This is a genomic window from Pseudomonas frederiksbergensis, assembly GCF_001874645.1.
GTDB classification, from domain to species: domain Bacteria; phylum Pseudomonadota; class Gammaproteobacteria; order Pseudomonadales; family Pseudomonadaceae; genus Aquipseudomonas; species Aquipseudomonas frederiksbergensis_B.
This window is the reverse complement of the sequence record NZ_CP017887.1, coordinates 341,779-360,934: the sequence shown is the minus strand read 5'-3', so window position 1 is coordinate 360,934 and position 19,156 is coordinate 341,779. Positions and strand designations below refer to the sequence as shown.

22 protein-coding genes are annotated in these 19,156 nt (G+C 60.6%); 10 read left to right on the top strand and 12 right to left on the bottom strand.

The annotated features are described in order from the left end of the window. Positions 1-57: 57 nt before the first annotated feature. Both BLL42_RS31280 and BLL42_RS31275 read right to left on the bottom strand, forming a co-directional pair. Positions 58-378, bottom strand: coding sequence for a hypothetical protein (locus BLL42_RS31280; protein WP_236722027.1), 321 nt, complete (start codon positions 376-378; stop codon positions 58-60). Next, a complete protein-coding gene (locus tag BLL42_RS31275) occupies positions 372-983 on the bottom strand; it encodes a group II intron maturase-specific domain-containing protein (protein ID WP_236722026.1) in 612 nt (203 codons plus the stop codon). Before BLL42_RS31275 ends, BLL42_RS31280 begins: the two co-directional genes overlap by 7 nt. On the opposite strand from BLL42_RS31275, the gene BLL42_RS29095 reads away from it, so the two are divergent. Further along, positions 982-1,788 (top strand): reverse transcriptase domain-containing protein, encoded by an 807-nt coding sequence (locus BLL42_RS29095; protein WP_236722025.1) that lies wholly within the window; start codon positions 982-984, stop codon positions 1,786-1,788. The two genes, BLL42_RS31275 and BLL42_RS29095, sit on opposite strands and share 2 nt — an antisense overlap. A gap of 173 nt (positions 1,789-1,961) precedes the next feature. Here the strand turns inward: BLL42_RS29095 and hpaI are convergent, their stop codons facing one another. The 7 genes from hpaI to BLL42_RS29060 all read right to left on the bottom strand — a co-directional run bounded on the left by hpaI (position 1,962) and on the right by BLL42_RS29060 (position 8,093). Next, positions 1,962-2,765, bottom strand: a complete 804-nt coding sequence (hpaI, locus tag BLL42_RS29090) for a 4-hydroxy-2-oxoheptanedioate aldolase (protein ID WP_071556135.1) — start codon at positions 2,763-2,765, stop codon at positions 1,962-1,964. A 59-nt stretch (positions 2,766-2,824) separates the two neighbouring features. After that, a complete protein-coding gene (gene hpaH, locus BLL42_RS29085) occupies positions 2,825-3,628 on the bottom strand; it encodes a 2-oxo-hept-4-ene-1,7-dioate hydratase (RefSeq protein ID WP_071556134.1) in 804 nt (267 codons plus the stop codon). A gap of 8 nt (positions 3,629-3,636) precedes the next feature. Beyond that, positions 3,637-4,047, bottom strand: coding sequence for a 5-carboxymethyl-2-hydroxymuconate Delta-isomerase (locus BLL42_RS29080; RefSeq protein ID WP_071556133.1), 411 nt, complete (start codon positions 4,045-4,047; stop codon positions 3,637-3,639). Between the two features lie 84 nt (positions 4,048-4,131). Beyond that, positions 4,132-5,055: a 3,4-dihydroxyphenylacetate 2,3-dioxygenase gene (gene hpaD / locus BLL42_RS29075; RefSeq protein WP_071556132.1), complete on the bottom strand. Its 924-nt coding sequence runs from the start codon at positions 5,053-5,055 to the stop codon at positions 4,132-4,134. A gap of 118 nt (positions 5,056-5,173) precedes the next feature. Next, positions 5,174-6,634 (bottom strand): 5-carboxymethyl-2-hydroxymuconate semialdehyde dehydrogenase, encoded by a 1,461-nt coding sequence (hpaE, locus tag BLL42_RS29070; protein WP_071556131.1) that lies wholly within the window; start codon positions 6,632-6,634, stop codon positions 5,174-5,176. A 27-nt stretch (positions 6,635-6,661) separates the two neighbouring features. Then, complete coding sequence (locus tag BLL42_RS29065; RefSeq protein WP_071556130.1) at positions 6,662-7,426, bottom strand: fumarylacetoacetate hydrolase family protein; 765 nt, start codon at positions 7,424-7,426, stop codon at positions 6,662-6,664. Between the two features lie 10 nt (positions 7,427-7,436). Further along, on the bottom strand, positions 7,437-8,093 hold the full coding sequence (locus BLL42_RS29060) for a fumarylacetoacetate hydrolase family protein (protein WP_071556129.1): 657 nt from the start codon (positions 8,091-8,093) through the stop codon (positions 7,437-7,439). A gap of 310 nt (positions 8,094-8,403) precedes the next feature. On the opposite strand from BLL42_RS29060, the gene hpaR reads away from it, so the two are divergent. Both hpaR and hpaA read left to right on the top strand, forming a co-directional pair. After that, positions 8,404-8,826, top strand: coding sequence for a homoprotocatechuate degradation operon regulator HpaR (gene hpaR, locus BLL42_RS29055; protein WP_071556128.1), 423 nt, complete (start codon positions 8,404-8,406; stop codon positions 8,824-8,826). Positions 8,827-8,864: 38 nt separating this feature from the next. Then, the gene (gene hpaA, locus BLL42_RS29050) at positions 8,865-9,773 is read left to right on the top strand and encodes a 4-hydroxyphenylacetate catabolism regulatory protein HpaA (RefSeq protein WP_071556127.1); all 909 of its coding nucleotides are present in this window, start codon (positions 8,865-8,867) and stop codon (positions 9,771-9,773) included. 57 nt (positions 9,774-9,830) lie between these two features. Here the strand turns inward: hpaA and BLL42_RS29045 are convergent, their stop codons facing one another. Then, positions 9,831-11,096 carry an OprD family porin gene (locus BLL42_RS29045; protein ID WP_071556126.1) on the bottom strand — a complete coding sequence of 422 codons (1,266 nt, stop codon included), beginning with the start codon at positions 11,094-11,096 and terminating at the stop codon, positions 9,831-9,833. A gap of 336 nt (positions 11,097-11,432) precedes the next feature. Here BLL42_RS29045 and BLL42_RS29040 point away from each other — a divergent pair, with 336 nt between their 5' ends. The 5 genes from BLL42_RS29040 (at position 11,433) to BLL42_RS30710 (ending at position 15,315) form a co-directional block, all read left to right on the top strand. Next, on the top strand, positions 11,433-12,455 hold the full coding sequence (locus BLL42_RS29040; protein WP_071556125.1) for a TRAP transporter substrate-binding protein: 1,023 nt from the start codon (positions 11,433-11,435) through the stop codon (positions 12,453-12,455). A gap of 5 nt (positions 12,456-12,460) precedes the next feature. Beyond that, positions 12,461-12,994 carry a TRAP transporter small permease gene (locus BLL42_RS29035; protein ID WP_071556124.1) on the top strand — a complete coding sequence of 178 codons (534 nt, stop codon included), beginning with the start codon at positions 12,461-12,463 and terminating at the stop codon, positions 12,992-12,994. Beyond that, positions 12,991-14,310, top strand: a complete 1,320-nt coding sequence (locus BLL42_RS29030) for a TRAP transporter large permease (RefSeq protein ID WP_071556123.1) — start codon at positions 12,991-12,993, stop codon at positions 14,308-14,310. The genes BLL42_RS29035 and BLL42_RS29030 overlap by 4 nt, the downstream gene beginning before the upstream one ends. 132 nt (positions 14,311-14,442) lie before the next feature. Further along, entirely contained in the window at positions 14,443-14,901 is a 459-nt protein-coding gene (locus tag BLL42_RS30715) for an MFS transporter (RefSeq protein ID WP_236722024.1), read from the top strand. Positions 14,902-15,018: 117 nt separating this feature from the next. After that, the gene (locus BLL42_RS30710) at positions 15,019-15,315 is read left to right on the top strand and encodes a hypothetical protein (protein ID WP_236722023.1); all 297 of its coding nucleotides are present in this window, start codon (positions 15,019-15,021) and stop codon (positions 15,313-15,315) included. Between the two features lie 216 nt (positions 15,316-15,531). On the opposite strand, the gene BLL42_RS30920 is transcribed toward BLL42_RS30710, so the two are convergent. Together BLL42_RS30920 and BLL42_RS30915 are read right to left on the bottom strand one after the other, a co-directional pair. Continuing rightward, positions 15,532-16,212: an MFS transporter gene (locus tag BLL42_RS30920; protein ID WP_330220794.1), complete on the bottom strand. Its 681-nt coding sequence runs from the start codon at positions 16,210-16,212 to the stop codon at positions 15,532-15,534. Then, complete coding sequence (locus BLL42_RS30915; RefSeq protein WP_330220793.1) at positions 16,182-16,628, bottom strand: MFS transporter; 447 nt, start codon at positions 16,626-16,628, stop codon at positions 16,182-16,184. Before BLL42_RS30915 ends, BLL42_RS30920 begins: the two co-directional genes overlap by 31 nt. A gap of 310 nt (positions 16,629-16,938) precedes the next feature. Here BLL42_RS30915 and BLL42_RS29015 point away from each other — a divergent pair, with 310 nt between their 5' ends. Both BLL42_RS29015 and BLL42_RS29010 read left to right on the top strand, forming a co-directional pair. Then, complete coding sequence (locus tag BLL42_RS29015; protein WP_071556122.1) at positions 16,939-18,108, top strand: p-hydroxyphenylacetate 3-hydroxylase oxygenase component; 1,170 nt, start codon at positions 16,939-16,941, stop codon at positions 18,106-18,108. An 87-nt stretch (positions 18,109-18,195) separates the two neighbouring features. Next, positions 18,196-19,134: a p-hydroxyphenylacetate 3-hydroxylase reductase component gene (locus BLL42_RS29010; protein WP_071556121.1), complete on the top strand. Its 939-nt coding sequence runs from the start codon at positions 18,196-18,198 to the stop codon at positions 19,132-19,134. The last annotated feature ends 22 nt before the right edge of the window (positions 19,135-19,156 follow it).

Genomic DNA, 19,156 nt, shown 5'->3' with positions numbered 1-19,156 from the left:
CCAGCACACGGCTCAAGCCTCTACAAAGGCACTTTTAAGTACCCAGCTATACCTCTTTCACATTGGCGTACTGCTGATCTCGGGGCAATGCAGATGGTAGATTTCAAGATTGACTGCGGCGTCCGTCCCGCCGTCCCCCAGCTTTACGATATGGCGACTATGCCACGGCGTATCTTTGGTAACGGGCTTGTAACAAAAAGAACACAGGCCGCCTTGCTGTCGCCAGACGCGATACAGCTTCGCTCGTCCCTTCGTCGATTTGAGCATTTTCTTGCCCCAGCGGAACTCGAAATACCCATCCCAATTGGGGTCATGCGGTTTGGCAGCAGCCTTGATCTTGATGTGCCGCACGATCGGCGTGTGCGATTCCTTCAGCAAGGTGTATTCCCTTGTCTTACCGTCTGCGGTTTTTTCAACGGTGGAGACACCCACCGGCGCGATCCTCGGACTTTGAAATACCTGTCCTTAACCCACCGTGTTCCTTTGCGCGGATGCCGTCTCACCGCCCAACGCCAGAGCATTGTCCAGACTTCGCTGTCTACCTGATTGAAGACTTTCTTGGCGACCACGTGGCTATGATAGTTCGCCCACCCCCGTAAAATTGGGTTGAGCAGCTCTATCAAATTGACCTGCTTGATCGCCTTGTTGGTCTTGATCACTTCCCGGAGCTTGGCGAGGTGAGCCCTGATGTTCGCTTTCGATGGCTTTATCAGGAGCTTGCCGTTGTACTTGCGCAAGTTCCATCCGAGGAAGTCGAACCCGTCCCCTATGTGCGTTATTTTGGTTTTTTCCGGAGAGAGGACAAGTCCACGCTCTGCCAGGAACTCAACCACAGCGGGCCTGACTTCATTCTCCAGCCACTCTTTCGAACAGCCAGTGATGATGAAAACATCTGCATAACGCACCATCTGCATTTTTCGGGCTGTCCACTTGGCGTTGGGAAATGTTTCCGCCAGCCTCGCTTCCAACCCATCCAGCGTCATGTTGGCCAACACCGGGGATATATCGCCGTTACTGGCGAATATCTATCTTCACTACGTGCTGGATCTATGGGTAAGGCAGTGGCGCCAGCGCCACGCCCGTGGCGATGTGATTGTCGTGCGTTACGCGGACGACAGTGTGGTGGGTTTCAGGACGCAATGGCAGGCTCAGCAGTTCTTGGAGAAATTGCGGGAACGGCTGGCCAGGTTCGGTTTATCGCTCAACGCTTCGAAGACACGGCTGATTGAGTTTGGTCGTTTTGCTGCGAGAAATCGTAGAAAGCGAGGTTTAGGTAAACCGGAGACATTTGACTTCCTGGGCTTCACGCACTGTTGTAGTACCAACAGAAGCGGTGGGTTTCAAATACTGCGACTGACGGTCAAGAAGCGAATGCGTGCAACGCTACTGGCTATCCGGGATGAGCTGAAACGCCGACGTCATGAGCCTGTTCGGGTCGTGGGTCAGTGGCTTAACCGGGTTGTCAGTGGGTACTTCAATTACCACGCGGTGCCGGGAAACCTGATACGTCTTGGCGGTTTTCGGTTGGCGGTTTTCGGTTGGCGGTATGCCGTCTATGGCGGCAAGCCCTCAAACGTCGCAGCCAGCGTCATCGGCTTCAATGGTCACGCTACGGACGCCTTGCCGACCTCTGTATACCAAGACCCAGAAATGCACATCCTTATCCTGAGGATCGCTTTGCGTCACGTACCCAAGGCAGGAGCCGTATGCGATAGTTCCGCACGTACGGATCTGAGCGGGGGGCGGCAGGTAACTGCCGTCCCTACCGCGACCGAATCATTACCATGACTTACCCATCCAAGCGTCACGTAGGCAACAGCAATCTTCACCTGCATCACGAAGACAGCTTTCACGGTCTACCTGTGATGATGCCTTATAGGCCTATTGGCGCAGGAGGTGGGGATCGGTGAGCTTCATAAGGTTCTCGGCAGATAAGGGGGTAGGCGGTAGGCCGGTGGCGATCAGTAAACGCCGCCGCCTGCGCTGTCGGGACCGGGGTCGTCCTTAAAGGCGCCGACCAGGGTCTGCAGGCCGCGCATCAGCACGGTGGTGTCGACGCCGACGGCGACAAATTTGGCGCCCAGTTCGATATAGCGCCGCGCCAGTGTCTGGTCGGCACTGAGAATCCCGGCGGCCTTGCCGGTCTTGTGGATCCGCACAATGGCGTCCTCGATGGCCGCTTGTACGACCGGGTGGCCGGGGTTGCCGCGATGACCCATGGAGGCGCTCAGATCGGCCGGGCCGATAAACACCCCGTCGACCCCTTCCACCGCGACGATTTCATCCAGTTTGGCCAGGCCTTCGAGATTCTCGATCTGCACCAGCAGGCACATCTGTTCATCGGCCTGATCGAGGTAGCCGGGGATGCTGTTCCAGCGCGAAGCACGGGCCAGGGCACTGCCGACGCCCCGTACGCCGCGTGGCGGGTAGTGGATGGCGCGGACCAGTTCGCGGGCCTGTTCGGCGCTTTCGACCATGGGCACCAGTAGGGTCTGGGCACCGATATCGAGGATCTGCTTGATTAGCGCGGTATCACCGATCACCGGGCGGATGACCGGCTGCGAGGCATAGGGCGCCACGGCCTGCAATTGACCGAGCAGGCCGCGCAGGTCATTGGGCGCATGCTCGCCGTCGATCAGCAGCCAGTCGAATCCGGCATTGGCCGCCAGTTCGGCGCAGTAGGCATCGGCCAGGCCCAGCCACAGGCCGATCTGCGCCGGGTCGGACTTGAGGCGTTGCTTGAAGGTGTTGATGGGCATGTGCATAGCGAGGCTCCTCTTTGAAGTGCGGGCAGGGTTGCCCTGCACTCTAGGCGTGACGGGGCTTAGACAAAGCGGCAGGCGATGCTGCCGAGCATGTCGTAGTCGACGTGGAAGGTGTCGCCGGGGTTGGCCGCGACCGGACGGGTAAACGAGCCGCCCAGGATGATCTGGCCCGGCTCCAGGGTGACGCTGTAGGGCGCCAGTTTGTTGGCCAGCCAGGCCACGCCTTTGGCCGGATGGTTGAGGACGGCGGCGGAAACGCCGGATTCCTCGATCACGCCATTGCGGTAGAGCACCGCCGGGACCTTGCGCAAGTCGATTTCGCTCGGCCTTACGGCGCGCCCGCCCATGACCACGCCGGCATTGGCGGCGTTGTCGGAAATGGTGTCGAAGACCTTGCGGGAGGCCTGGGTCTGTGGGTCGACCTGCTGGATGCGCGCGTCGATGATTTCCAGCGCCGGGATCACCCATTCGGTGGCATCAAGCACGTCGAAGACCGTGACATTCGGGCCCTTGAGCGGCTTGCTGAGGATAAACGCCAGTTCGACTTCCACGCGCGGCACGATAAAGCGCTCGAAGGGAATATCGGTGCCTTCGTCGAAAAACATGTCGTCGAGCAGCGCGCCGTAGTCCGGCTCGCTGATATTGGACGAGACCTGCATGGCGCGCGAAGTCAGGCCGATCTTGTGGCCGACCAGCTTGCGCCCATCCTTGATTTTCTGGGCGACCCAGGCGCGCTGGATGGCGTAGGCGTCCTCGAGGGTGATTTGCGGGTAATCGAGGGAGAACTGGCGCACCTGTGTCCGCGAGCGCTCGGCGGCGTCGAGGCGGGTAGCGGCCTGTTGGATAAAAGCGGCGTCAAGCATGTGAAACCTCAGGAAGTCTTGTTGAAGAGGGGGTGCAGGCTGCTGTGTTTACCATCGTAGACCTGGCCGGGGGCTTCATCGATTTGTAGGGTGATGCCCATCGGGTGCTGCGCAACCAGTGCGCCGAGCCTGTCGCACAGGACCGCCAGCAGGTTGTCGCCCACGGTCTTGTGCACGGCGGCGCTGCGGTCCGCGCCCATGCGCAGGTTGGCGTAGAGAAAGGTGTAATCGCCCTGGCCATCGGCCACGGCGCAGTGCGCGGCAGGGTAGGCGAGGACGCGAGTACCGCCGGTGGGGAACACCGCTTTAGCGTTTTCGTCGCGCTGCGCCAGCATGGTGTCGGCCAGGACGCGGCACAGGCCGGTCATATCGGCCTGCTGTTCCAGTTCGGGGGTGTAGAGCAGTACCAGATGAGGCATGGGGGCTTTCCTGTTTGGCGATCGAGCAAGGCTTGGCCCAGCCACCGCTCCACGTGGTGGAGCGGTGGCTGGGCCAGGTGTTGCTCAGATCCGGCCAGCGTACGCGACGTCGGCCGGGTTGGAGGCCTGGGCCGGAGGAAGGCTCGAACCATCCTGGGGCGTGACCGGGAACACCGCGTTGATTTGCCCGGTGCCGGAGGCCGCGAAGTAGGGTGTCAGCACTTCGGCTTGGCCGTCGTACTTCGACCAGCCCAGGGCGCCGAGCAGCATGGCGGTGTCGTGCATAAAGCCTTCGCCATGGCCCTTGGCCGCGTATTCGGGCAGCATCGCGCAGAACCGTTCCCACTCGGCGTTCTCCCACATCTGGATCACGCGCTCGTCGAGGCTTTCGAGGAACGGGCTCCAGATCTTGGTGGCAAACTCCGGCGCCTGGCCATTTTGGGCAAAGCGGTGGGACAACGAGCCGCTGGCCAAAAATGCCACGGTGCCGTCGTAGTGGTCTTCCACCGCCTTGCGCATGGCCCAGCCAAGGCGGGCGCTGTCGTTGAGAAAGTGCGAAGTGCACAGCGACGAGACCGAGACGACCTTGAAATGCTGGTCGGCGTTCATATAGCGCATCGGCACCAGGGTGCCATACTCCGGCGCCAGGGTCGTGGCGTCGTGGGCCATGGTTTCCACGCCGAACGCGTTGCAGGCGTCGGCGAGAATCTTGCCCAGTGTCGGGTTGCCGGGGAATGCGTACTCCATATTGCTGATGAAGTGAGGCAACTCGTTACTGGTGTACAGGCCCTTAAACTGCGGGGCGCAGTTGATGTGGTAATTGGCGTTGACCAGCCAGTGGGTGTCGAACACCACGATGGTGTCGACGCCCAACTCGCGGCAGCGCCGGCTGATTTCTAGATGGCCGTCGATGGCCGCCTTACGAAAGCCCTGGCGCGGGCCCGGCAGTTCGGACAGGTACATCGATGGAACGTGGGTGACTTTGGCAGCCAGAGCGAGTGTGCCCATGGTCTTTCTCCTAGCGTGGCCCCTGGAGGCCTGGGTTCTTGTGATTGGTCTGCACGCAGGAAACTGGCGACCCGGACCGGTTTATAAGCCCGGTCGGGTCACGCTTGCGAGCAGTACGTCACACGCCCCAGCGCGGGATGTGATGGCTGCCCATGGAAATGCACACGTTTTTGATTTCGGCGAACACTTCGAAGCTGTACTGGCCGCCTTCACGGCCGGTGCCCGAGCCCTTCACACCGCCGAATGGCTGGCGCAGGTCGCGCACGTTCTGGCTGTTGATAAAGACCATGCCGGCTTCGATGCCACGGGCCAGACGGTGGGCCTTGCCGATGTCCTGGGTCCAGATGTAGGAAGCCAGGCCGTATTCGGTGTCGTTGGCCAGGCGCAGGGACTCGGCTTCGTCCTTGAACTTGATCAGGCAGGCCACCGGGCCGAAGATTTCTTCCTGGGCGATGCGCATGCTGTTATTGACGTCGGCAAACACTGTCGGCTGGATAAACTGCCCCTTGGCCAGGTGCGCCGGCAGGTTGGCCGGGCGTTCCAGGCCGCCGGCAAGCAGGGTCGCGCCTTCTTCGAGACCAATCTTGATATAGCCGGTGACCTTGTCGTAGTGGGCCTGGGTGATCATGGAGCCGACCTGGGTTTTCGGGTCGGTTGGATCGCCGACAATCAGGCGCTTGGCGCGGGCCGCGAACTCGGCGACAAATTGGTCGTAGACGGTTTCCTGGATAAAGATCCGGCTGCCGGCGGTGCAGCGCTCGCCGTTCAGGGAAAAGATGGTGAACAGCGCGGCATCAAGGGCCCGGTCCAGGTCGGCGTCGTCGAAGATCAGCACCGGCGACTTGCCGCCCAGTTCCATGGAGTACTTTTTCAGGCCAGCGGTCTGCATGATCTTGCGCCCGGTGGCCGTGCCGCCGGTGAAGGAGATGGCCCGCACATCGGGGTGGCGCACCAGCGCGTCACCGGCGGTGGCGCCGTAGCCCTGGACCACGTTGAGTACCCCTGGCGGGATGCCGGCTTCCCGGGCCAAACGGCCCAGTTCATTGGCGGTCAGCGGCGACAGTTCGCTCATCTTCAACACCGCGGTGTTGCCCAGGGCCAGGCAGGGCGCGGTTTTCCAGGTGGCCGTCATAAATGGCACGTTCCACGGCGACACCAGGCCGCACACGCCGACGGGTTGATACAGGGTGTAGTTGAGCATCTGGTCGTCGACCGGATAGCTGTGGCCGTCCATGCGAGTGCAGACTTCGGCGAAGAAGTCGAAATTGTGCGAGGCCCGAGGGATCAGCACGTTCTTGGTCTGGTGGATCGGCAGGCCGGTGTCTAGGGTTTCCAGTTCGGCGAGATGGGGCACGTTCTGCTCGATCAATTCACCGAGCTTGCGCATCAGCTTGGCGCGCTCCTTGGCTGGGGTATTGGCCCACTTCGGGAAAGCTTCTTTGGCAGCCGCGACCGCCAGATTGATTTCGTCTGCGCCGCCGCTGGCGACTTCACCGATGGCTTCGCCGGTGGCTGGGTTGTAGTTGGTGAAGACGTCCTTGCTCTCGACTTCCCGACCATTGATCCAGTGCTTGATCATGCTGTGTGCCTCTTTCTTGTTCTGGTATTAGCCGCGTGCGGCAAAGAATTCGCTTTCGCTGACGATGCGGTTGACCAGGCGGCCAACGCCTTCCACTTCCACCACCACTTCATCGCCTGGCACCACGTCGGCCAGGCCTTCCGGCGTGCCGGTGGCGATCATGTCGCCGGGCTGCAGGGTCATGAAGCTGGAGAAGTATTCGATCAGGTAGGGGATGTCAAAGATCATGTCGGCAGTGGTGCCTTCCTGTTTCAATTCGCCATTGATCCAGGTGCGCAGTGTCAGCTTGGACGGGGCCGGCACATCGGCCACATCAACGATCCATGGGCCGACCGGGGTGGTGGCGTCACGGTTTTTCACGCGCAGGTTGGGCCGGTAGTAGTTTTCCAGGTAGTCGCGGATCGCGTAGTCATTGCATAGGGTGTAGCCGGCCAGGTAGTGCAGGGCGTCTTCGCGCTTGACGTTGCGTGCCAGCTTGCCGATCACGGCCACCAGTTCGCACTCGTAGTGCATGTACTTGATATTGTCCGGGCGCCAGGTGACCTGGTTGTGGCCGGTGTAGGTACCCGGCGATTTGATAAAGGCCAGCGGCTCGGTCGGTGGGGCGAAGGACAGTTCGGCGGCATGGTCGGCGTAGTTTAGGCCCAGGGCGAACATGCTGCCTTCGGCAGGCGGTAGCCACTTTACGGCGCTTTCGGCCAGCAGGCGGCCGTCCGGTAGGCGCACGGCGTTGTCAGCTTCAACCGTGACGGTGTAGACCTGGTCTTCGTAGCGAATACGGGCGTGTTTCATAAAGGGCTCCTTACTGCGCCACGACGGTGTTGGACAGGCGGCCCAGGCCGCTGATTTCGACGACTACCTGGTCGCCCGGCTGCACGTCGACGCGGCCTTCCGGTGTGCCGGTAATCAAAATGTCGCCGGCATGAAGGGTCATGAATTCACTGAGCTCGGCGATCAACTGGCCGATGCTGCGCACGAAATTAGCGGTGGTGTTTTCCTGACGGACTTTGCCGTTGACCAGCAGCGTCAGGGTCAGGTTGTGGGGGGCGGCGATTTCGTCGACCCCAACCACTTGCGTGCTGATTGAGCAGAAACCGTCACGGCACTTGGCCTTGACCGCAGGGCGGTAGTAGCTGTCTTCCGGCAGGCTGAATTCATTGACGATCACGTAGCCGGCCACATGCTCAAAAGCCTGCTCGACGCTGACGCGGCTGGCGTCCTTGCCGATCACCACGCCCAGGGCGGGGCCGGGCTGCAAGCGCTCGCCGGTCGGCGCGACTACCGGCTGGCCATCGCCGTTGCGGGTGTTTGGGGTCTTGATAAACAGCACCGGCTTGACCGGTGGTTTCTGGTAGGGCGTTTGGTCGAATTCGGCCAAACGGCTTTGCAGCAGGCCTTGGTAGTTCAAGGCAATGCCGAACAGGCTGCCTGTGGCGATTTCACTAGCGGCGCGACGCATGCTTCACTCCTGGATCGGGCTGGGCAGTCCCAGTGGGTAACGGTTGGCGAGGGGGCGCTCGCCGGTTAATTGTTAACATGCTAGCTTTATAATTAATATGTTAACGATGGTCAAGTCATGGATCTTCCATCAGGTGATTTCTAGCTGAGTGCAGCATTCGTCATAGTCAACCGCTAGTCTGCGGCTAGGCTGCTTCTCAGTCGGGTTCGTCGGGCCAGTGCCGTTACACATTTACTGGTTTGCGTCGGAGCCTTGGTTATTGTTTAAATCACTCACTTATTACTATTTTGGCCGGAGAGCCGATCCTCTTATGTCCTCACCTCGTCCCTCACTGACCTTGACCCTGTTGCAAGCGCGCGAAGCGGCCATGGGTTTCTTTCGTCCCTCGCTCAATCAACACGGTCTGACCGAACAGCAGTGGCGGATCATTCGCATCCTGCGCCAGAACGGTGAGTTGGAAAGCTATCAGTTGGCCGAACAGGCCTGCATCCTCAAGCCGAGCATGACTGGCGTACTGTCACGCATGGAGCGCGATGGCCTGGTCCGGCGCTGGCGCTCCCCCCAGGATCAGCGCCGCGTGCATGTGGGGCTGACGGAGAAGGGGCAGCAGTGCTTTGTCTCGATGAGCGAGGATATGGAGAGCAACTATCAACGTATCCTCGAGCAGTTCGGCGAGGAAAAGCTGCAGCAACTGCTGGGCCTGCTCGAAGAGTTGAAGCAGGTCAAGCTCTAGGGCCGTTCCAACCCCGTTTGACTCAATGAGTGGTGCTGATGGTGGTACAGCCGGCAATTCCCAACATCCATATCGGTCAGGCCTATGGCCAGCGCTATGCCGATGCCGAGGTGCATTACGATGCCTTGGGCAACCTGGCGGATTTTTTCGGCCGCGATATGCATGTGCATCGCCATGACCGGTTTTTCCAGCTGCACTACGTCAAGAGCGGTACGGTGCGGGTGTACCTGGATGACCAGTATTACCTGCAGGAAGGGCCGATGTTCTTCCTTACGCCGCCGACCATTGCCCATGCCTTTGTCACCGATGCGCAAAGTGACGGCCATGTACTGACGGTTAGCCAGCAACTGGTTTGGCCCTTGCTGGAAGACAGTGTGGGGTTGGCCGGTGGCGCGCGTATTGCGCCGATCTGCGTCGCGGTCGGTGATCTCGATGGGGTTTATGCCGGCGAAGTGCAGCGTCTGACCCTGTTGCTCGATCAACTGCGCAGCGAATTTGCGGCTAATCACCCGGGGCGGGTCATCAGTCTGGAGGCGCTGACGCGGCTGATTCTGATCAGTGTGTTGCGTTTGTCGGCACCTTCGTTGTCCGCGCAGCCGTCACGCAGCGAGGATCTGCAGATCTTCCAGCGCTTTAGCATGCAGATCGAGGCGCACTACCTTGAGCACTTGCCCCTGAGCCGTTATGCGCAATTGCTGGGGGTGGCCGAGGCGCGACTGAACCATGTCTGTCGGCGCATCGCCGGCAGGCCTTCCAAGCGCCTGGTGTTCGAGCGGTTGATGCAGGAGGCCAAGCGCCTGCTGCTGTTCACGGGGAGTACGGTGAACGAGATCTGCTACTTGCTGGGCTTCAAGGATCCGGCCTATTTCAGCCGGTTTTTCAGTCGACATGCCGGCGTGACGCCGGGTGAGTATCGGCTACGCAGCCGTGTCGGCCCTGAAAGCTGAGCCTTGAGCGATACGCACTCGAAAAGCGGCCCCGGCGAACACCGGGGCCGTTTTGTTTTACAGCATCGGCAAGGTGTAGCCGATGATGACGCGGTTTTCGTCGATGTCCGAGGTCAGACCATTGCTGGAGCGCAGGCTGGCATTGCGCAGGCGGATATTCAGGCCTTTGACGGTCCCGGACTGGAATGTGTAGACCAGGTCGGTGTCACGCTCCCATTCGCGACCGTTGCTGACCCTGGCGGTCTCGATATTGCGACCGTTGACGTAGCGGGTCATAAACGCCAGGCCGGGCACTCCCAGCGCGGCGAAGTCATAGTCGTAGCGGGCTTGCCAGGCATCGGTGTTGGCCTTGGTGAAGACGTTGATCGTCACCAGGTTGACCGAGTACGGGTCCAGGCCCGGGTAGGCGAAATCACCGTCGCCGGACAGGCTCTGGTAGCCAGCCCCGAATTTATGGGCACCCACGCCCAGGGTCAGCATGCCGTTGAAGAAGCGGTTGTCGATCCGGCCGCCGTCGACACGGGCGGCGCTGCGATAGCGATGGTCGCCTTGCTCGCCGGTGTCGAAGTAGCGCAAATCGGTCTTCAGCGTCACGCCTTCGGCCAGCTTGGCGTTGTGCACCAGCCCGGCGTAGTGCTGCTGGTAGATATTGTCCATCTTGGCGTAGTAGTAGCTCACCACCAGGGCCGGGTTGATGGCGTAGCTGCCACCTGCCAGGTCGAGGTGGGCGCTTTCCACGCCGGCGTAGTTCATCTCGTCATTGCTCGACGAGTCGCGCAGGTTAATCTTCTCCAGGCGCCCGGCGTTGAGGGTCAGGCCGTCGATTTCCTGGGAGGTGACCAGGCCGCCGGTGTAGGTGGAAGAGAGCAGGCGGGTGTCGTTGTAGGCGGCCACCGGCAACTGGGGCTGCAAGGTCCCGACCTTGAGCACAGTTTTGGACAGTCGCAGCTTGGCGGCGATGCCCAGTTCACTGTAGTTGTCTTCCGGTTCCAGGCTGTCGGCGCCATAGGCCAGTAGGCCAGTGCCGCGCCGATCACGGCTGGAGTCGAGCTTGATGGCCGTCTCGGCGATGGCGTCCAGGCCGAAGCCGATGGTGCCTTCGGTGAACCCCGATTCAATCCGGGCGGTAAAGCCCTGCGCCCATTCCTCGGCCTTGTTCTGAGGTGCGTTATTTTGGCGGAAATCGCGGTTCATGTACATGTTGCGCGCTTCGATACTGGCCTTGGTGTCGCTGATGAAGTAGGCGTTTGCCATGTGGCTGAAGCCACAGGTTGTGCCGAACAGGCAGGCCAGTGCCAGGGTGGAGCGTGAAATCCTGATCATTGTTGTTATCTCTAGGATAGATGTTGACGTGTCGACGCGGCGGTGGAGTCTGGTGCCGCGTGAAAATAATGTAGTCATATTGTTAAGTTATTAACAATGATATTTTTAGGCTCATTAAAAAATGTATAAACGGTTTTTCCGCTTGTTTTTATATGTATCTATCTGATTTAAATGACTATCAAGCTATTTTCGCAGGCGATAAATCCCCCGCGACGATTGAGGGAATGCGCGGCGGGTGGTTGACAATTTCAAGAAAAAAATTAACTTATTAACGTATTGCGCTTCCTCAGAGCTATCGCGCCAGCGTGGCCACAACAACAACACGGAGCTAACACCATGAAAACAATCAAAATTACTGCCTTGTGTCTGGCCGTGGTGGGCGCCGGATCGGCCCAGGCTGATGAAACCGTTACCCTCAAGATCGCTCACTTCTTGCCTTCGACGTCTAATGCCCAGGCCAACATCATCGAGCCGTGGTGCGAGCAGTTGCGCCAGGAGTCCGCCGATCGCATCAAGTGCCAGATCTATCCGTCGATGCAACTGGGTGGTACTCCGGCCAAGCTGGCAGATATGGCACGCAATGGCGTGGCCGATATCGTTTGGACTGCCCCGGCCTATTCGGCCGGCAAGTTCCCGCGCGTCGAGGCGCTGGAGCTACCATTCGTACTGCCTTACGGCGGCAAGGCGGGTAACGCGATCATCTGGAGTTTCTACGAGCAGTACGCCAAGGAAGACTTCAAGGGCTACAAGGTGCTGGTGGTACACGGTGACGGCGGGATGAGCCTGCACACCCGGGGCAAGGCCGTGCAAGCCCTGGCCGACCTCAAGGGCCTGAAGCTGCGCGCTTCGAGCCGTACCGCAGCGAAAACCGTTGAAAGCTTCGGCTCCACACCGGTGAGCATGCCGCCGGCGCAGATGACCGAAGCGATTTCCAAGGGCGTAGTCGACGGTGCGCTGGCTGCCTGGGAAGTGGTTCCAGCGACCAAGCTCGATGAAGTCACCCAGTACCACAGCGTGACGCCCGCCGGGCAGCCGGCCTTTGGCTACACCGTATTGGCGATGCTGATGAACCAGAAAAAGTTCGACAGCCTGCCAGATGACCTGAAAGCGATCATCGAGCGTAACAGCGGTAAGGCATTGTCCGAGCGCTTCGCGACCGCGTGGGACAAGGCGACCGATGCGGCGCTGGCAGCCACCCCGGCCGCCGGTCTGGTCAATATCGACTTGAAAGCTTACGGCGAGATGCAGGCGGCGTCGACCATGGCCGTGGAGCAGTGGGTCAACGAAGCCAATGACAAGGGGCTCGACGGCAAGGCACTGGTTCAGGACGTTCGCAGCCTGTCCGGTCTTGTGAAGTAATTGCCATGCAGGAATCTCTAATCATAGATTTCGATGCGGAGCAGCATCGTGGCTGGCTACGGGGCGGCCTGTTGTGGTTGACCCGGGGCTTTGCAATGGCTGGCGGCATATTGCTGATCGGCCTGATTGCTATGTCCCTGGTGTCCATCGTCGGGCGCAAGCTGTTTTCCATGCCGGTGCGTGGCGATATGGAGTTGGTGGAGGTGGGCGCGGCTATTGCCATCGCCGCCTTTCTGCCGCTATGCGAGTTGCGCGGCACCCATATCAAGGTCGATGCGCTGACCTCCTGGCTGCCGGCCAGGGCTCGCGACACGCTCGATTGCATCGGGCATCTGCTGTGCTGCGCCGCGGCCTGGATTCTGGCCTGGCGCACCTGGTTGCAGATGCTCGAAAGCCACGAGTTTGGTGAAACCACCACGCTGCTGTCCTTCCCGCTATGGATTCCCCTGCTGTTTATCGTACCGAGCTTGGTTCTCTTGGGTTTGTGCGCCCTGGCACGGGTGCAGGATGTCTGTCGTAAAGCCGGGAGGCGCGCATGAGCGGTTTGGTATTGGGGCTGATTGCCCTGGGCATCACCATGGGTCTGTTGCTGCTGCGGGTGCATATTGGCGTGACCATGCTGATCGGTGGGGCTGCCTGCTTTTGGGCGCTCAACGACGGTGATCTCTCGAGCCTGATGTTCACCCTTAACTCTCTGGCTTACTCGCGGTTGTCCAACTACGACCTGGCGGTGATTCCGTTGTTTGTGATGATGGGGCAGTTTGCGACCCATGGAGGTCTATCCCGGGCGATTTTCCGTTGCGCCGCAGCGTTTATCGGCCACTGGAGAGGCGGTATGGGCTTGTCGGCGATTGGCGCCTGTGCCGGTTTCGGCGCGATCTGCGGCTCGTCGCTGGCCACCGCCGCGACCATGAGCCATGTGGCGCTGCCGGAACTGCGTCGGCACAACTATTCCGGGCGCCTCGCCACGGCCACGGTGGCTGCAGGTGGCACGCTGGGTATTTTGATTCCACCGTCGGTGCCGCTGATCATCTATGCGGTGTTGACCCAAGAATCGATTGCCAAGCTGTTTGTCGCAGCCATTGTGCCGGGCGTCCTGGCGATCATCGGCTATATGATCGTGCTACGGGTCATGGTTGCCCGCGAAAGCGAAGCGACCGTATCGGTCAAGGCGACGCCCGTGGAGCGAGCCAAGGCCCTGATCAGCATATTGCCGGTGATTGGCGTGTTCTTGGTGGTGATCGTCGGTATCTACGGTGGCTGGGCCAACCCAACCGAGGCGGCCTCCATCGGCGCGGCGGCCTGCGGGATTCTGGCAGTCGTGCAAGGCGGCATGCGCTGGACCGGCTTTCGCGCTAGCATGCTCGGCACAGCCGAAACCACGGCGATGATCTTCCTCGTGCTGCTGGGTGCCGACCTGCTCAACTCGGGCCTTGCGCTGACGCAGATGCCGGGCGAGCTGGCGGCGTGGGTGATTGGTAGCGGCCTGGCACCGATGTTGGTGTTGGTGATTATCCTGGGCCTGTACCTGCTGCTGGGGTGTGTCATGGACTCGCTGGCGATGATCCTGCTGACCATCCCGATCTTCTACCCGATGGTTATGGGCCTGGATTTCTTCGGCATGAGCGAGACCGACAAGTCCATCTGGTTCGGCATCCTGGCGCTGATGGTGGTGGAGATAGGCCTGATCCATCCGCCGCTGGGCATGAACCTGTTTATCGTCCAGCGCAGCGCCGGTGATGTGCCCTATGGGGAAACCGCGAAGGGGATCGTACCCTTCCTGTGTTCGGATCTGGTGCGCATTGTCTTGCTGGTTGCGTTCCCCGGACTGAGCCTGTGGCTGCTTGCGTTCTAACGTAGCAAACGCTCCTGTGGGCCGCCTTCGGGCGGCTTTTTTCGTGTGATAAGCCGGAGACGGCATGTCCCTTGTCCGCCAGCCCCAACGCCTAATTATCCTGCTTGCCGCACTGGTGCGTTGTCGATCGATATGTACCTGCCAAGCCTGCCGTTTATTGCCGCCGATCTGGGCGCCAGTGAGCAGCAGATTCAATTGACCATCGGTCTGTTTCTCGCCGGTTTCAGCCTGGGCATGTTGTTCTACGTGCTGCTGTCCGACCGCTTTGGTCGGCGGTGTCTGCTGATGGCCGGCATCGTGCTGTATCTGTTTGCCACCCTGGGTTGTGCCCTGGCCAGCGAGCCGGGCCAGTTGATCGCCAAGCGCCTGGTGCAGGCGCTTGGCGGTGCGGCGGCTTCCGTGCTGGCCCGGGTGATTGGCCGCGACCTGTTCGCGCTCAATGATGCGGCGCGGGTGCTGCCGTTGATGCAGCAGGTGACGTTGATTGTCACCCTGGTCGCGGCGGTGCAGGGGGGCTGTTGCTGTTCAGCGGCTGGTGCATGCTGTCTGTGGTACTGCTGGTGGTTGTCGGGGCGTGCTTGTTGCTGGTGATTCGCTTTATTCCCGAAACCCATCCGTACGAGGCGTGAGGTACTTCGCTGGCGAGTGCTTTCAAGGCCCTATGCCGTTATCGCCCGCAAGCCTTAGGCGCTGGGCTATATCCTGTGTATGGACCTGATATTCGGCGGCATGTTTGTCTTTATCACCGCTTCGCCTTTTGTTTATATCGAGCACTTCGGCATCTCTCCCCTGCACTACGCCTGGCTGTTCGCCCTGAATATCGGTGGGATCATGGGTGTGAGCTTTCTCAAGGTGCATTTTGTCGGGCTGCTCGGCTCCCTGCGTCTGCTTGGGTTCGGCGTCTTGGTGGTGGCGGGCTCGGGTTTGGCCTGTTGCTCTGCGCCGGCTTTGAGGTGGGAGGTCTGCCGGCACTGGTGCTGTGCGTACTGCGGTTTGTCAGTGTGACGGAACTGGTTGTCTCCAGCAGCCTGGCGAGCCTGATGGCGATCCCCCCCGGCAGGCCGGCGCGGCGGCAGGGCTGGCGGTAGCCATGCAGTTTGGTCTGGGCACCCTGGCCAGCGCTTTGCTACAACGGCGCGCCCTGGCCCATGGATCTGGTGGTCGGGGAGGCCGACAGTGGCGCCTTCTTCGCGTTTCGCCTTACGCGGCTTTGATACCCGGCTAGCGGGCGGCCCAGGCGGTGTAGGTCAGCAATAGCGCCCCGGCGCTGAGCAGCACGCCTGGCGCGCCGAGGTGCACGGCCAGCAGCCCGGCCAGCAAGCCGCCGATGACATCGAAGCCGAACCGGGTTGAGGTGTACAGCGATACCACTCGGCCTCTAAGGGCCTCGGGTGCATCGCTTTGCAAGAAGATATTGGTGCCGATATTGCAGATCGTGATGCCGAAACCGAGCAACCCTATCGCGATCAATGACAACCAGAACTGGGTGCTGGCAGCGAACAAGAGAATGGCCAGTGTACGGACGGCAGTGCTGGCCAGAATAAACCGGTGCAGCGGCGCCGTACTGCGATTGCCGGCCAGGACCGCGCTGGACGCCAGCGAACCGAGTCCGGCCGCGCCCCACAGCCAGCCCAGGGTCGTGGCATCACCTTTGAAGATATCGCGGGCAAAGACCCGCAGCAGCACCCCATAGCTGGAGGCGGTGAGGTTGATCATCAGTACGCTGAGCATCAACTGTTTCACCTGCCGGTCGTTCAGCACATAGCGCAGGCCTTCGCGCAATACATTGCCGTACGAACCGCAGGCGCGCGCCGAGGGTGGCAGGTGGATGCAGGCCAGGCCAATCACGAGCGCCGGGTAGGAGGCCGCATTCAGTGCAAAGCACAGGGCCTCGCTGACCACCGCCAGCAGCAGACCGGCATAAAGCGTGACGAGGTGAACAACATGGTATTGAGGGTCAGGGCATTGGGCAGGTCCTGGCGGTCATCGACAAATTGGCTGAGCAGCGACTGCCGCAACGGAGTGTCCACGGCATTGAGTACGCCGAGCAGGGCGGCCATGATCACGATCAGCGCCGGCTCAATTTGCTCGCTGGCAGTCAGGCCGGCGAGGATCAGTGCCAGCAGGGCCAGCGCCGCTTTGACCATAATCAGCAGCCGGCGCTTGTCGTGCCGATCGATCCAGGCCCCGGCAAACGGACCCACCAGCAATTGGGGGATCAGCCATGACAACGCCACCTGCTGGGTCCGGGTGCCCAAGGTGGAAATAGCATGGCCGATAAAATACAGGCGGAAATTACGGTGGCGCAGAGCGCGCAAGGTTCTGGGCCAGTGACGCGTGGCGAGGAGTGGCTCCGCTGCCGGATGGGGGCGTCATGGTACTGTTTTCGTTGTATTGTTAATGGTTTTTTGGCGTGCCATGCCCCCTGGGCGGTGGTGGCGTGGGCAAAGGCCATGGAAAATGCAATGGGGAGTTTGGAATGTCCATTTTGGCGACTGCCCTGGCTGCGCATAATCGAGCCTTGAACGCCCGCCGGGATCTCTAGCATTCCGTTTTATGGCGACTGGCGGGCCGCCTGCATGCAGGCCCAGCCAGATCAGCGAATTTCTAAAAACAAGGTCGCTAACAATGAAAAAACCAATCCCGCTCCTTGAGGCCCTCAAGGAAATCCTGCCCGTTATCGCCGGCAATGCCACCCAGGCCGAGAAGGACCGCATGGTCCCGGCCGAAAATATCGCCATGCTCAAGGGCATCGGTATGCACCGTGCCTTCCAGCCCAAGGCCTTTGGCGGTCTGGAAATGTCCCTGCCGGATTTTTGCGACTGCGTGGCCGTGCTGGCCGGCGCCTGTGCAAGTACCGCCTGGGCCATGAGCCTGCTGTGTACCCACAGCCATCAATTGGCGATGTTCTCCAAGCAATTACAGGACGAAGTCTGGGGGGCCAATCCTCATGCCACGGCAAGCAGTTCCATCGCGCCGTTTGGCAAGGTCGAGGAAGTGGAAGGCGGCGTGATGTTCAGCGGCCAGATGGGCTGGAGCAGTGGCAGCGATCATGCGGAGTGGGCAATTGTCGGTTGCCGCCGGCCGAATGCCGAGGGCGCGCAGGACTACTGCTTCGCCGTGCTGCCGCGCAGTGACTACCAGATCATTGATGACTGGTACGCCTTGGGCATGAAGGGCAGTGGCACCAAGACCCTGTCCATCGACAACGTCTTTGTCCCCGAGCACCGGATCCAGAAAGCCAAGGACATGATGGAAGGCAAGTCCGCCGGCGTTGATTTGTACCCCGACAGCAAGATTTTCTACGGCCCTTATCGTCCGTATTTTGCCAGCGGTTTTGCGAGCATCAGCCTGGGCATTGCCGAGCGCATGCTCGCTGCCTTCAAGGACAAGACCCGTAATCGAGTACGCGCCTATACCGGCGTCAATGTCGGCGCCGCCACGCCAGCGCTGATGCGCCTGGCCGAATCGACTCATCAAGTGGCCGCGGCCCGCGCCTTCCTGGAAAAGACCTGGCAGGACCACGCCGCCCATGGCGAGCGCCATGAATACCCCAGCCGCGAAACCCTGGCGTTCTGGCGCACCAATCAGGCCTATGCGGTGAAGATGTGCGTGGCCGCGGTGGATCGCTTGTTCGAAGCTGCTGGCGGAACCGCCTGGATGGAAACCAATGAGTTGCAGCGTCTGTGGCGCGATTCCCATATGACGGCGGCCCATGCTTACACCGACTACGACGTCTGCGCGCAAATCCTCGGACGTGAATTGATGGGGCTCGAGCCAGATCCGAGCATGGTCTAAAGGCGCAACGCTCTTTAGGCATCCCCTGGTTAGGGGTACCCTCTTTCACGTATCGACCTGCCGGGTTCGCCCGGCACTGAGGACAACATGACCCACCCATCAGACGCGGGCTTCGATCCGCGCGCTTTTCGCCGCGCCTTGGGCAATTTTGCAACGGGTGTGACCATCATGACGGCGGCCATTGGTAGCCGTCAGGTGGGGGTCACGGCCAATAGCTTCAACTCGGTTTCGCTGGACCCGGCGCTGATTCTCTGGAGCATCGACAAACGCTCCACCAGCTATGACGTGTTCAACGATGCCAGCCACTTTGCGGTGAATATTCTGGCGGCTGACCAGATTGATTTGTCCAATCAGTTCGCCCGCCCTAGGGACGACAAGTTTGCCGGGGTTACCTGGGAAGAGGGCGCCGGTGGCGCACCGCTGCTCAGCGATTGCGCCGCGCGGTTTCAATGCCAGATGTACCAGCAGGTAGACGGTGGCGATCATTGGATCCTGATCGGTAAGGTCGTGGCCTTTGATGACTTCGGCCGGTCGCCATTGCTCTATCACCAGGGCGCCTACTCCTCGGTGCTGCCGCATCCGCGTCTGACATCGCGCCCTGAAGACGCCCAGAAAAGCGCCTTTGAGGGCCGTCTGAGTCATAACCTATATTACCTGATGACCCAGGCCGTGCGCAGCTACCAGGCCGACTACCAGCCACTCCAGCTATCCAGCGGTTTGCGCACGAGTGAGGCGCGCATGCTGATGGTGTTGGAGAGCGATGAGGGCCTGGATATGAATGGATTACAGCGCGAAGTGGCGATGCCGATGCGTGAGATCGAACAGTCGGTGGATATTCTCAAGCGCAAGGGCCTGGTGGAGGATCGACTGGCCGGTTACTTCGGCCTGACCGTCGAGGGCGTCAAGCAGACTGAAGCCCTATGGACCATTGCCTCCGAGCAGCAGGGCCGGGTGTTCGCCGAGTTCTCGGCGCAGCAGATCGAAACGTTCAAACGCATGCTCAAGCAACTGATCGGCGCTTACTGACAGGCGCAGGCAAGGGCGACCT